Raw genomic sequence first — 12,887 nt, 5'->3', positions numbered from 1 at the left:
TCAACGGCGCTTGCGCGCCGGCGACTTGGCCGCCGCCTTCTTGGCGGCCTGACTGGCCGCCTTGCGCGCCGCCTTGACCGGGTGCAGCGCCGCGACGGTGGCCTTGCGGCTCTGCTTCACATCGCGGTCAGCCTGGCGCACATCCTCCAGCGCCTCGACGGCGGTCTTGGGCGTGCGCTTCCTGGCCGGCGCCTTGCCCGAGGGCTTGGCGCCCACGCCGCGGCTCGCCGGCCGCGCGTCGTCGGCATCCCGCACGAGGCGGAAGTCGATGCGCCGCCCGTCCAGGTCGACGCGGCTGACCTGCACCTGCACGCGCGCGCCGGTGGCGTAGCGGATGCCGGTGCGCTCGCCGCGCAACTCCTGGCGCGCCTCGTCGAAGCGGTAATACTCGCCGCCCAGCTCGGTGATGTGGACCAGGCCCTCGACGTAGAGCGCATCGAGCAGCACGAAGAGGCCGAACGACGTGACCGCGCTGACGGTGCCGGCGAACTCCTCGCCGAGGCGGTCGCGCATATAGCGGCACTTCAGCCAGGCCTCGACGTCGCGGCTGGCCTCGTCGGCGCGGCGTTCGTTGGCGCTGCAATGCGCGCCGACGACCTCCCAGCGCTCGGCCTCGTTGCGGGCCTCGGCCGGATTCGGCGGCGCGGCGCGGCCCGGGCGCTTGGGCGCCTGGGGCACGTTCATCTTGGACGCATCCAGCGTGTAGCGCTTGTTGCCGAGCAGGGCCTTGATGACGCGGTGCACCAGCAGGTCGGGGTAGCGCCGGATCGGGCTCGTGAAGTGCGTGTAGGCCGGATAGGCCAGGCCGAAGTGGCCGGAGTTGGTGCCGGTGTAGATGGCCTGCTGCATGGAGCGCAGCAGCATCTGGTGGATCTGCTGCGCGTCGGCGCGATCCTTAGTGGCCTCGGCGAGCTGCTGGAACTCGCGCGGGCTGGGGTCGTCGGAGATCCCGAAGCCGATGCCCAGCGAGCGCAGATAGGCCTGCAGCGTCTGGCGCTTCTCGGGCGTGGGGCCTTCGTGCACGCGGTAGAGCGAATGGTGCTTGGCGCCCTGGATGAAGTCCGCCGAGCAGGTGTTGGCGGCCAGCATGGCCTCCTCGATGAGCCGGTGGGCGTCGTTGCGCGTGCGCGGGATGATCTTCTCGATGCGGCCGTTGTCGTCGCAGACGATCTGCGTCTCGGTGGTCTCGAAGTCGATGGCGCCGCGGCGCTGGCGCTCGGCCAGCAGCGCGCGGTAGACCTCGTGCAGATGCAGCAGATGCGGCACCAGCTCGCGGCGCTTGGCGGCCTCGGGGCCGTGGGTATTGGCCAGGATGGCCGCGACCTCGGTGTAGGTGAAGCGTGCGTGCGAGCAGATGACGGCCGGGTAGAACTGGTAGGCCGCGACCGTGCCGTCGGCCGCGACGACCATGTCGCAGACCATGCTGAGCCGGTCCTCGTAGGGGTTCAGTGAACACAGGCCGTTGGACAGCTTCTCCGGCAGCATCGGGATGACGCGGCGCGGGAAGTAGACCGAGGTCGCGCGCTCGTAGGCGTCGGCGTCCAGCGGTTCGCCGGGCTTCACGTAGTGCGACACGTCGGCAATGGCGACCAGCAGCCGCCAGCCCTCGACGGCCTTCTTGCCGCGGCCCTGCTTGAAGGGCTCGCAGTAGACGGCGTCGTCGAAGTCGCGCGCGTCCTCGCCGTCGATCGTGACGAGGGGCACGTCGCGCAGGTCGATGCGATGCTTGAGGTCGGCCGCGCGCAGCTTCTCGGGCAGCTTGGCGCTCTGCGCCAGCGTGTCGGGGCTGAAGCGGTGCGGCACGTCGTACTTGCGCACGGCGATCTCGATCTCCATGCCGGGGTCGTCGATCTCGCCGAGCACCTCGACGACACGGCCGACCGGCTGCGAATACAGCGACGGCGGCTCGGTCAGCTCGACGGCGACGACCTGGCCGGCGGTCGCGTTGGCGATGCCGTTCTTCGGGATCAGGATGTCCTGGCCCATGCGCCGGTCCTCGGGCGCGACGAGCCAGACGCCGGACTCCAGCAGCAGCCGGCCGATGATGGGCCGCTTCTTGCGCTCGAGGATCTCCAGCACCCGGCCCTCGGGCCGGCCGCGCTTGTCGAAGCGCGTCACGCGCACGCGCAGGCGGTCGCCGTGCATGACGGCGTGGGTCTCCTGCGAGGACAGATAGATGTCGGCCGAGCCGTCGTCGGGGATCAGGAAGCCATGGCCATCGCGATGGCCCTGCAGCGTGCCCTCGACCTCGCCGAGCAGCCCCGCGCCATCGGCGGCTGGAGCGTTGGTTGTGTTCTTCAAGTTTTTGATGATATAGTCTCTGTTTTCCTGAAACGGCCCAGGACTTCGTTAGGAAGTTTTGAGCACCTTGCCCAGGTGGCGGAATTGGTAGACGCACTAGTTTCAGGTACTAGCGGGTAACTCCGTGGAGGTTCGAGTCCTCTCCTGGGCACCAAACAGAAAAGGCCAGCACGAAAGTGCTGGCCTTTGTCGTTTGAGGCTCAGGAAGCGATGTCCAGTGGACTTCGCGAGAGGACGAGAAAAGCTTGGAGCTGCGCTCCAAGCCGGGGTCGCGCTTGCGTGACCGAGTCCCCGCCGATGCGCCCTCGATGGGCGCTTCGGCGAGTCTTGCCTGACACCCATCTTCAGTCGATTCAAACGACGAACTTCTTCGCCAACTGCTCCGGCCCCATGCCGTCGTACTCCTCGAACGGCTGGTGGATCCACGGCGAGGTTTCCAGCATCTCGCAGTAGTAGTCCGGCGTGTAGGCCGACACCTTCTTGGTCCAGAGCACGGCCGAGCGCAGCTCGGTGATGGCCGGCATGCCCCGCAGGCGCTCCACCACGGCCTTCAGCGTGACGCCGGAGTCGGCCAGGTCGTCCACCAGCAGCACGCGGCCGGCCAGCTCGCCCTTGGGCATGGTGATGTACTTGGCCATGTCCAGCCGGCCCTGGATGGTGCCGGCCTCGGCACGGTAGGAGCTGGTGGACATGATGCCCAGCGGCTTGTCGAACACGCGCGACAGCACGTCGCCCGGGCGCATGCCGCCGCGGGCCAGGCAGAGGATCTGGTCGAACTGCCAGCCGGAGGCATGCACCTTGAGTGCCAGCCGCTCGGTCAGCAGGTGGTACTCGTCCCAGGATACGTAGAGGTGTTTGCCGTCGTCGGTCAACATGGTGGCGTTGTCTCCGTGGTGTGATGGTGGTCAGGCGGAATACGGGTGGCGCAGCACGATGGTGTGTTCGCGGTCGGGGCCGGTCGAGACCATGTCGATGGGCGCGCCGATGACTTCCTCGACGCGCTTCAGGTAGGCGTGCGCATTGGCCGGCAGCGCGTCCCAGGAGGTGATGCCGAAGGTCGTCTCGGTCCAGCCGGGGAAGGTCTCGAAGACCGGCTTGCAGGCCTCGATCTCGTCGCCGTCCAGCGGCAGGATGTCGAGCAGCCGGCCGTCGAGCCTGTAGCCGACGCACATCTTGATCTCGGGCAGGCCGTCCAGCACGTCGAGCTTGGTCAGGCACAGGCCGGTGATGCCGTTGATGATGATGGAGCGCTTCAGCGCGGCGGCGTCCAGCCAGCCGCAGCGGCGCGCGCGGCCCGTGACGGTGCCGCGTTCCTGGCCGACGGTGGACAGGTGGTAGCCGACGGTGTCGGGCACTTCCCAGTCGAGTTCCGTCGGGAAGGGGCCGGAGCCGACGCGCGTCGTGTAGGCCTTGGTGATGCCCAGCATGTAGTGCAGCAGCTGCGGGCCCACGCCCGCGCCGGCAGCGGCATTGCCGGCCACGCAGTTGCTCGACGTGACGTAGGGATAGGTGCCGTGGTCGATGTCCAGCAGCGTGCCCTGGGCACCTTCGAACAGGATGTTCTGGCCGGCCAGGTGGGCCTTGTGGATCATGTAGCCGACGTCGGCCAGCATGGGCTTGATCTGCTCGGCCATCTTCATGGCCTGCTCGAAGATGGGCTCGAACTGCAGCGTCTCGCCGTGCAGATAGCCGGCCAGCGCGAAGTTGTGCAGCTCCAGCAGCTCGCGCAGCTTCTTGGCGAAGCGCTCGGGATGCTTCAGGTCCTGGGCGCGCAGCGCGCGGCGGGCCACCTTGTCTTCGTAGGCCGGGCCGATGCCCTTGCCTGTCGTGCCGATCTTGCCGCTGCCGCTGCTCTCGCGCAGCGCCTCGCGCGCCTTGTCGACGGCGACGTGGAAGGGCAGGATCAGCGGGCAGCTCTCGCTGATGTAGAGGCGCGAACGCACCTCGACGCCGGCCTTCTCCAGGCGCTCGATCTCGCCCAGCAGATGGGTCGGGTCCAGCACGACGCCGTTGCCGATGTAGCAGGCCACGCCGTCGCGCATGATGCCGCTGGGGATCAGCTGCAGGGCCGTCTTCACGCCCTTGATGACCAGCGTGTGGCCGGCGTTGTGCCCCCCTTGGAAGCGCACGACACCCTGGGCGTGGTCGGTCATCCAGTCGACGACCTTGCCCTTGCCCTCGTCACCCCACTGGGTGCCGACGACGACCACATTGCGTCCACGCGCGATTTGGCTCATGTTGATTGCCTGTATTGCTTGAAATGGGAAGTGGGCGCCGCGCCTTACCGCGTTCGGACGACCCAGCCAGGGTGCTCGCGAACCAGCTCGCGGTCACAGTCGAATTCATCGGCTTCGTGTTCGTGGCCGGGCAGCACGCAGACCACGGTCTCGCCCTGCTCTCGCAGCGCCCGCACGGCCTGGCGCAGCGAGGCGTCCTCGCCCCAGGGCGCGCGCACGGCTGCCCGCAGCTTTGTTGCCGGCACCAGCGTCACCAGCGTCTTCAAGTCCAGGCTGAAGCCCGCGGCCGGGCGGCGGCGGCCGAACACGGCGCCCACCTCGTCGTAGCGCCCGCCGCGCAGCACGGCGTCGGCGCAGCCCTGGGCATAGGCCGCGAAGCGGATGCCGGTGTAGTAGGCATAGCCCTGCAGGTCGGCCAGGTCGAAGCCCAGGCTGACCTCGGGGTGGACGGCCGCCAGATGGCCGGCCAGCCAGTCCAGGTCGGCCAGCGCCGCCTTGACGAGGGGGTGGCCGGGCAGGCGGCGCGCGGCCTCGGCCAGCACCTCGCGGCCGCCGAACAGGCTGGGCAGCGCCAGCAGGGCCGCGCGCGTTTCGGCCGGCATGCCGGCCGTCAGCGCCGCCAGCACGGCCACGTCCTTGGCCGCCAGCGCCGCGGTCAACGCATCCAGGGCTTCGGGCGCGAGCGGCACGCCGTCGAGCACGCCGCGCAGCAGGCGGGCATCGCCCAGGTCCAGCATGACGCGCGTGAGGCCGGCGCGGCGCAGCGCGTCCAGGGCCAGGTCTTGCACCTCGAGGTCGGCCTCCAGGCCGGCATGGCCGTAGACCTCGACGCCGAACTGCAGCGGCTCGCGGCTGGTGTTGAGGCCGTCGGGCCGCGTGTGCGCGACGGGGCCGCAGTAGCACAGCCGGGTCACGCCCTGGCGGTTCAGCAGATGGGCGTCGATGCGGGCGACCTGGGGCGTCGTGTCGGCACGCAGGCCCAGCGACCGGCCGGAGAGCTGGTCGACCAGCTTGAAGAGCTTGATCTCGGAGCCGCTGCCGGTGCCGGACAGCAGCGATTCGAGATGCTCCAGCAGCGGCGGGATGACGAGCTCGCAGCCATAGCTGCGGGCCATGTCTAGCAGTTCCCTGCGCAGCTCTTCGATGCGGCGCGCCTGCGAAGGCAGGACATCGGCGATGTGCTCGGGCAGCAGCCAAGCAGAGGACATGGGCGAAGGCTAGGCGGTTAAAAACGGCATTCTACCTATGCCCTTCCCGGCCGAGCCTTCAGATCAGCGCAACCAGAGCAGCCCCAAAAGACCCATGAGGATGCTGGCCAGCCCGATGAAGCGGATCTGGCCGTCGCTCATGGCCAGGATGCGGCTGAAGACCTCGCGCCAGCGCTGCGGGCTGACGAGGGGCAGCAGCCCCTCGATGACCAGCATCAGCGCACAGGCCGTCAGCAGCGCATTCACTTGTGTGCCGGTGCGGGCGCAGGGCCGGCGCCGCCCGAACTTCCCCTCATTGCCTTGAAGAAGTCGCTGCTGGGGTCGACGACCATCACGTCGCTCTTCTTCGCGAAGCTGGCGCGGTAGGCCATCAGCGAACGGTAGAACTGCGCGAACTGCGGGTCGCGGCCGAAGGCTTCGGCATAGATGGCCGACGCCTTGGCATCGCCGTCGCCCATGACCTTCTGCGCGTCGCGGTAGGCCTCGGCAACGATGATCTCGCGCTGGCGGTCGGCGTCGGCACGGATCTTGTCGCCCTCGGCCGCTCCGGTGGAGCGGGCTTCGGCGGCCACGCGCTTGCGCTCGGAGTCCATGCGGCGGTAGACCGAGTCGGTGATGCTGGACGCGAAGTCGACGCGCTTGATGCGCACGTCGACGACCTCGATGCCGAACTGCTTGGCCTCGTCGGCCAGGCGCTTGCGCACATCCTGCATGATCTTCTCGCGCTCGGTCGCCAGCACGGCCAGCACGGTCCGCTTGGTCACCTCTTCGTTGAAGGCGGCCTGCACGACGGGCGCCAGCCGGTTCTCGACGTTGCGGGTGTCCGGTCCGCTGTTGCGGATGAACTGGCGGGCATCGACGACGCGCCACTTGATGAGCCAGTCGATGACCAGGCTCTTCTTCTCGGCCGTGAAGATGGGGCGGGACTCGGGGCTGTCCAGGGTCTGCACGCGGCGGTCGAGCAGCACGACGTTCTGCAGCGGCGGCGGCAGCTTGAACTTCAGGCCCGGCTCGGTGATGACTTCCTTGATCTCGCCGAGCGCGTAGACGGCGGCGAACTGGCGCTGGTCGACGATGAAGAGCATCGACGACAGCAGCATCAGCACGACGAGGGCACCGGCGAGGATGGCGGCAATTCGGTTCATTCGGTAGGTCCTCGATCAGCGGCCGTCGCGGCTGCGCTGGTTGTCACGGCTGCGCAGGTCGTTGGCGCCGGGCAGCGTCGCCGGGTCGGGCACCACGCTGGCGGGCTGCGGCGGCGACACGGTGACGGTGCTGCCGCCCTGCTGCAGCAGCTTGTCCAGCGGCAGGTAGAGCATGTTGGAGCCCGTGCGGCTGTCCACCATGACCTTGCTGACGCTGCTGTAGATCTGCTGCATCGTGTCGATGTAGATGCGGTCACGCGTGACCTGGGGCGCCTTCTGGTACTCGGCCAGCACGCTCTTGAAGCGCTGTGCATCGCCCTCGGCGGTCGCGACGACGCGGGCCTTGTAGCCCTCGGCCTGCTCGCGCAGCTTGGCGGATTCGCCCTGGGCGCGCGGGATGACCTCGTTGGCGTAGGCCTGGGCCTCGTTCTTGGTCTGTTCCTTGTTCTGGCCGGCCTTGAAGGCGTCCTCGAACGCGGCCTGCACCTGCTCGGGCGGCTGCACGCTCTGCACGTTGACGTTCTTGATCTGGATGCCGGCCTTGAGGCGGTCGAGCTGGGTCTGGATGGATTTCACCAGCTCGGCCGCGATCGCGTCGCGCTGCTCGTAGAGCACGGAGTCCATCGTGCTCTTGCCGACGATCTCGCGCACGGCCGACTCGGCCGCCAGCGTCACGGCGTCCTTGGGCAGCACGTTCTCGTAGAGGAAGTCGCGCGCATCCTTGATCGTGTACTGCACGGTGAAGCGGATGTCGACGATGTTCTCGTCCTGGGTCAGCATGGACGAGTCGCGCAGGCCGGTGGCCGGAACGACGGAGTTGCGGCCCACGTCGACCTGCTGCAGCTGCGTGACCGACACGATCTCGTGCTGCTGGAAGGGAAATGGCAGACGCCACTGGAAGCCCGCCTCCACCGTCTTGCTGTACTTGCCGAAGGACGTGATGACGCCCTGCTGGCCTTCCTGCACGATGAAGAAGCCGCTGGCCAGCCAGCCCAGCGCGACGACGCCGGCGATCAGGCCGATGCCGATGCCGGCCCCCTTCATGTCGGGCGAACCGCCCGAGCCGTTGCCGCCGGAGGGGCCGCCGCTGCGGCCGCCGAACAGGCCCGAGAGCTTGCGGTTGAAGTCGCGCCAGAGCTCGTCCAGGTCGGGCGGGCCGTCGTTGCGGCCGTTGTTCAACAGCCGGCCCGCGGCTCTCGCGACCGGCGTCATCAGGCGCCGGGCCCAGGGGCTGCGGGGCGGAGTGTGGAGAGTGCTGCTCATGCCTGGGAAGGGTCTGAGGAAGAGGGCTCGGGATCGTCCGACGCATCGACGTCGAAACGTGGGTCCCGCTCATCGGGAATCAAGGGCTGGGCCTGCATGGCCGTCGCGATCAGCCGGCGCAGCTCGGCCAGGCCGCTGCCGCTCAGCGCGCTGACGAAGACGCGCGGCGTGGGCTCGGTGCTGCCATTGGGCCGCAGCATCGCATCGACGATCTCGCGCGGCCGCTGGTCGTCGGGCAGCAGGTCCTGCTTGTTGTAGACCAGGATCTGCGGCACGCCGCCGGCGCCGATTTCCTCCAGCACGCGCTCGACCTCGGCCATCTGCTCGTCCAGCACCGGGCTGGCGGCGTCGACGACGTGCAGCAGCAGGTCGGCGTCGGCCGCCTCCTGCAGCGTCGCGCGGAAGGCCTCGACGAGCTTGTGCGGCAGGTCGCGGATGAAGCCGACCGTGTCGGACAGCGACACGCTGGCGCCGGCCTGCTCCAGGTAGAGGGAGCGGGTCGTCGTGTCCAGCGTCGCGAACAGCTGGTTGGCCGCATAGGCCCGCGCCTTGGTCAGCGCGTTGAACAGCGTGCTCTTGCCCGCATTCGTGTAGCCGACCAGCGAGACCTTGAAGACGCCGTTGCGCGCCCTTGAGCGGCGCTGCGTGCTGCGCTGGCGCTGCACCTGCTTGAGCCGCTCCTTGGTCTTCTTGATGCGCTCGTCGATCATGCGGCGGTCCAGCTCGATCTGCGCCTCGCCGGGGCCGCCGCGCATGCCGATGCCGCCGCTCTGGCGCTCCAGGTGGCTCCAGCGCCGCACCAGGCGCGTGGCCAGGTATTGCAGCCGCGCGAGCTCGACCTGCAACTTGCCCTCGTGGCTCTGCGCGCGCTGGGCGAAGATTTCGAGGATCAGCGCGGTGCGGTCGGCCACCGGCACGCCCAGCACACGCTCGAGATTGCGCTGCTGGGCCGGCGAGATGGCCTGGTCGAACAGCACCGTGTGGGCCTGGTGGGCCTGCACGAGGAGCTTGATCTCGTCGGCCTTGCCGGAGCCGACGAACAGCGCCGCATCGGGCGCCGGGCGGCGCGCGATGACCTTGGCGACCGGCGTATCGCCGGCCGACTCGGCCAGCAGGGCCAGCTCGTCCAGGCTCTCGTCAAAGCCCTGCTTGGCGGATTGCCGACCGAAATCGACACCCACAAGAATGGCGCGCGCCGCCTCGGAGGGCGGCGTCGCGGCGGGAGAGGAAGTCGCGGACAAGGGCGCGGGATCAGGCTTCGGCGGGACCGTCGCCAGCGTGGAAGTTGACCGCGCGGCCCGGCACGACAGTGGAGATCGCGTGCTTGTAGACCATCTGCGTCACGGTGTTGCGTAGCAGCACGACGTATTGGTCAAAGGATTCGATATGGCCTTGCAGCTTGATGCCGTTGACCAGGTAAATGGAAACCGGCACATGCTCTTTGCGCAGCAGGTTCAAAAAGGGGTCCTGCAAAAGTTGGCCTTTGTTGCTCATCGGTATGCTCCGAGTTATCGGGTGAGGGACTACGGGTTGGACCTTAACACAGCGTCCCGGCGGGACTGGGGGGCACCCTAGTTCTTTTCGGTGAACGGGTTCTTCGACGAACGCAGCTCGATCTTCAGCGGCGTGCCGACCAGCTTGTAGTGGGCGCGGATGCGGCCTTCCAAGTAGCGCTTGTAGACCTCGGTGACGCCTTCCAGCGCATTGCCGTGGATGACGACGATGGGCGGGTTCTGACCGCCCTGGTGGGCGTAGCGCAGCTTGGGCCGCGACAGCCCGGCGCGCTTGGGCTGCTGGTGCTCGACGGCCTCCTGGATAAGGCGGGTCAGCACCGGCGTCGTCATCTTGCGGTAGGCCGAGGCATAGGCGTCGGCCATCGCGTTCCACAGCGCCGACAGGCCCTGGCGCTTCAGCGCCGAGATCTGGTGCAGCGGCGCGAACTTCAGGAAGGCCAGGCGCTGCTCGATCTGGCGCTTCAGCGTCTCGCGCTGGTAGCTGTCGACGGCGTCCCATTTGTTGACGGCCAGCACGACGGCGCGGCCGCTGTCGAGGATGTAGCCGGCGATGTGGGCGTCCTGGTCGGTCACGCCCTGCGTGGCGTCCAGCAGCAGCAGCACGACGTGGGCGTCGGCAATGGCCTGCAACGTCTTGACGACCGAGAACTTCTCGATGGCCTCGAACACCCTGCCCTTGCGGCGCAGGCCGGCCGTGTCGATGAGCTTGAACTTCTGGCCGTTGCGCTCGAAGTCGACCGCGATGGCGTCGCGCGTCGTGCCCGGCATGTCGAAGGCGACAAGGCGCTCCTCGCCCAGCCAGGTGTTGATCAGCGTGCTCTTGCCGACATTGGGGCGGCCGGCCACCGCGAGGCGGATGACGCCCTCGTCGGGCGCGTCCTCGCCGCGCTCGGTCGCGTCGAAGGGCTCCAGCACCGCGTCCAGCAGGCTGCGGATGCCCTGGCCGTGCGCCGACGAGATGGGATGCGGCTCGCCCATGCCGAGCTCGTGGAACTCGGCCAGCAGCGGCGACTCGACCATGCCCTCGGCCTTGTTGACGGCCAGGTGCACGCGCTTGTTGACGCTGCGCAGATAGCGCGCGATGTCGCTGTCGTGGGCCGACAGGCCCAGGCGCACGTCGACGACGAAGATGACCGCATCGGCCTCGGCGACGGCCTGCTTGGTCTGCTTGGCCATCTCCTTGACGATGCCGGTGCTGCTGTCGGGCTCGAAGCCGCCGGTATCGATGCAGATGAATTCGCGGTCGCCCAGGCGGCCGTCGCCGTAGTGGCGGTCGCGCGTCAGGCCGGCAAAGTCGGCCACGATGGCGTCGCGCGACTTCGTCAGGCGGTTGAACAACGTCGACTTGCCCACGTTGGGGCGGCCGACCAGGGCAATAACAGGTTTCATCTCGCAGGCTTCATTCGGCCTTGATCGCGAACAGGCCGCCGTTCCTGGTCGCGAACAGTGCCGTGTCGCCCAGCAGCGCGGCGGTGACGACCGCGGAGCCGTCGGTGGCGATGCGCGAGCGGGTCTTGCCGGTGCCGCGGTCCAGCAGATGGACCTGGCCTTCGAAGTCGCCGATCAGCACCTGCTTGGCCGTCACGAGGGGCGCGGAGAGCTTGCGCAGCTGGAACTGGTCGGCCGACCAGGCCAGGTCGCCGTTGGCCAGCTTCCAGGCCGACAGGCGGTCCGACGCGTCGCCGGCGACGACGACCTGCTCGTCCGCACCGATGCCGTTGGCGCCGCCGACGAGGCGGTTCCACACGGCGCTGCCGCGCTCGGCGTTCACGCAGCCGACCGAGGACTGGAAGGCGCGCGCGCAGATCAGCTCGCCCTGGCGCACGGCCGGGCCGACCAGATCGGCCAGGCGCTCGACCTCGTTGGTGCCGCGCGGCGTGGCCACGCTGGCCTCCCAGCGCAGACTGCCGTTGACCGGGTCGACCCCGGCCAGGCGCGGGCCCTGGCCGACGATCAGCGTGTCCTTGTAGGCCGTCAGCACGCCGGCCTTGGCCAGCGTCAGCGGCTCGCCGGGGCGCTTCAGTTCCCAGATCTTGCGGCCGTCCAGCGCATCGAAGGCCAGCACCTGGCGGTCCAGCGTCAGCGCGAAGACGCGCTCGCCGGCCACCAGCGGCGCCGCGACGACGGGCGTCGGCAGCGTCTTCTTCCAGGCGACGCGGCCGGCGTCCAGCACGACGAGCTCGTTGTCGCGGTTGACGACGGCGGCGAAGCGGCCGTCGCTGCCGACGCCGGCCAGCAGCTTGGCGCCGGCCTCGCCGCGCCAGAGCTCGCGGCCATCGGCGGCGGCCAGCGCGCGCACGGCGCCGTCGCTGCTGGCGACGACGAAGCGCTCACCCGGCGTCGCGATGCTGAGCGGGAAGTTGATGCTGTCGCCCTTGCTGCTCCAGACGACGCGGCCGGTCGCGGGGCCGGACAGGGCTTCCAGCGCGGCGGGCTTGTTCTTGCTGTCGCCAAACCAGGAGTTCCAGGTCGAGCTGATCGTCGAGCAGCCGGACAGCGACGCTGCAAGCAGCGAGATCAGGACGGCGCGCTTCATTGCGCGGCTCCGGTTGCGGCCTCGACGGCCGTGGGCACGCCCAGCGTCGCGAGCTTGGCCTCGATGACGCTGCGGTAGTTCTGCGTCTTCTCGATGCCGGCCAGCGCCTTCTGGTACTCGGCCTTGGCCGCATCGCGCTTGTCCTGCAGCAGCAGCGCGTCGCCGCGGCGGTCGGCCACCAGCGCGGCGAACTCGGGCGACTTGATCGCGTCCAGCGTCTTCAGCGCGTCGTCATAGGCCTTGGCGTCGAGCTGCAGGCCGGCCAGGCGCAGGCGGGCGATGTCGCGGTAGGGCGGCTCGGAGCCCTGCTCGGCCACCCAGGACAGGCTTTGCCTGGCGTCGTCGGCCTTGTCCTTGTCGAGCTGCAGCTTGGCGACCTGCAGGCCGGCCTGGGCCGCATAGCCGGTGGCGGCGAAGCGGGCCTTCAGGTCGCCCGCGGCGGCGGCGGCCTTGTCGAGGTCCTGCGCGGTCAGCGCGCGCTCGAACTCGTCGTACATCGCGCCCGCCTTGGCGGCCTGGTCGCGCTGGTACCAGTTCCAGCCCTGCCAGGCCGCGAACGCGGCCAGGGCCGCGGTCAGCACCCAGGTGATGAGGTTGCCCCAGCGCTTCCAAAACGCTTTGACTTGTTCGAGTTGTTCTTGTTCTTCGAGGTCGAGATGCGATGCCATGAGGGAGACAGCTGT

Annotated in this window: 12 protein-coding genes and 1 tRNA gene; 1 reads left to right on the top strand and 12 read right to left on the bottom strand. The window is 68.9% G+C overall.

Annotated features, from left to right (window positions below):
* Complete coding sequence (gene rnr, locus NYP07_RS10050) at positions 1 to 2,301, bottom strand: ribonuclease R (protein WP_268149938.1); 2,301 nt, start codon at positions 2,299 to 2,301, stop codon at positions 1 to 3.
* Positions 2,302 to 2,370: 69 nt separating this feature from the next.
* Between rnr and NYP07_RS10045 the strand changes: the two genes are divergently transcribed.
* Positions 2,371 to 2,455: transfer RNA gene (locus NYP07_RS10045), tRNA-Leu, on the top strand.
* A gap of 199 nt (positions 2,456 to 2,654) precedes the next feature.
* Here NYP07_RS10045 and NYP07_RS10040 read toward each other — a convergent pair.
* From NYP07_RS10040 to NYP07_RS09990, 11 genes are all read right to left on the bottom strand, one after another.
* Positions 2,655 to 3,176: a phosphoribosyltransferase gene (locus NYP07_RS10040; protein ID WP_132574344.1), complete on the bottom strand. Its 522-nt coding sequence runs from the start codon at positions 3,174 to 3,176 to the stop codon at positions 2,655 to 2,657.
* Between the two features lie 30 nt (positions 3,177 to 3,206).
* Positions 3,207 to 4,538 (bottom strand): adenylosuccinate synthase, encoded by a 1,332-nt coding sequence (locus NYP07_RS10035; RefSeq protein ID WP_268149935.1) that lies wholly within the window; start codon positions 4,536 to 4,538, stop codon positions 3,207 to 3,209.
* A 44-nt stretch (positions 4,539 to 4,582) separates the two neighbouring features.
* Positions 4,583 to 5,746 carry an ATP phosphoribosyltransferase regulatory subunit gene (locus NYP07_RS10030; RefSeq protein ID WP_268149933.1) on the bottom strand — a complete coding sequence of 388 codons (1,164 nt, stop codon included), beginning with the start codon at positions 5,744 to 5,746 and terminating at the stop codon, positions 4,583 to 4,585.
* 63 nt (positions 5,747 to 5,809) lie between these two features.
* Complete coding sequence (locus tag NYP07_RS10025; RefSeq protein WP_268149931.1) at positions 5,810 to 5,992, bottom strand: DUF2065 domain-containing protein; 183 nt, start codon at positions 5,990 to 5,992, stop codon at positions 5,810 to 5,812.
* Complete coding sequence (gene hflC, locus NYP07_RS10020) at positions 5,989 to 6,891, bottom strand: protease modulator HflC (protein WP_268149929.1); 903 nt, start codon at positions 6,889 to 6,891, stop codon at positions 5,989 to 5,991. Before hflC ends, NYP07_RS10025 begins: the two co-directional genes overlap by 4 nt.
* 15 nt (positions 6,892 to 6,906) lie before the next feature.
* Positions 6,907 to 8,154, bottom strand: coding sequence for an FtsH protease activity modulator HflK (gene hflK, locus NYP07_RS10015; protein ID WP_378990568.1), 1,248 nt, complete (start codon positions 8,152 to 8,154; stop codon positions 6,907 to 6,909).
* Positions 8,151 to 9,395 carry a GTPase HflX gene (gene hflX, locus NYP07_RS10010; protein WP_268149927.1) on the bottom strand — a complete coding sequence of 415 codons (1,245 nt, stop codon included), beginning with the start codon at positions 9,393 to 9,395 and terminating at the stop codon, positions 8,151 to 8,153. Before hflX ends, hflK begins: the two co-directional genes overlap by 4 nt.
* A gap of 10 nt (positions 9,396 to 9,405) precedes the next feature.
* Complete coding sequence (gene hfq / locus NYP07_RS10005) at positions 9,406 to 9,648, bottom strand: RNA chaperone Hfq (RefSeq protein WP_268149925.1); 243 nt, start codon at positions 9,646 to 9,648, stop codon at positions 9,406 to 9,408.
* Positions 9,649 to 9,725: 77 nt separating this feature from the next.
* Positions 9,726 to 11,057, bottom strand: coding sequence for a ribosome biogenesis GTPase Der (der, locus tag NYP07_RS10000; protein WP_268149923.1), 1,332 nt, complete (start codon positions 11,055 to 11,057; stop codon positions 9,726 to 9,728).
* A gap of 10 nt (positions 11,058 to 11,067) precedes the next feature.
* The gene (gene bamB, locus NYP07_RS09995; RefSeq protein WP_268149921.1) at positions 11,068 to 12,204 is read right to left on the bottom strand and encodes an outer membrane protein assembly factor BamB; all 1,137 of its coding nucleotides are present in this window, start codon (positions 12,202 to 12,204) and stop codon (positions 11,068 to 11,070) included.
* Positions 12,201 to 12,872 carry a YfgM family protein gene (locus tag NYP07_RS09990; protein ID WP_268149919.1) on the bottom strand — a complete coding sequence of 224 codons (672 nt, stop codon included), beginning with the start codon at positions 12,870 to 12,872 and terminating at the stop codon, positions 12,201 to 12,203. The genes bamB and NYP07_RS09990 overlap by 4 nt, the downstream gene beginning before the upstream one ends.
* Positions 12,873 to 12,887: the final 15 nt, after the last annotated feature.

This window comes from Pelomonas aquatica (genome assembly GCF_026712205.1).
Lineage (GTDB): Bacteria > Pseudomonadota > Gammaproteobacteria > Burkholderiales > Burkholderiaceae_C > Pelomonas > Pelomonas aquatica.
The sequence above is the reverse complement of the archived record's forward strand: the minus strand, read 5'-3'. Positions and strand labels throughout refer to the sequence as shown.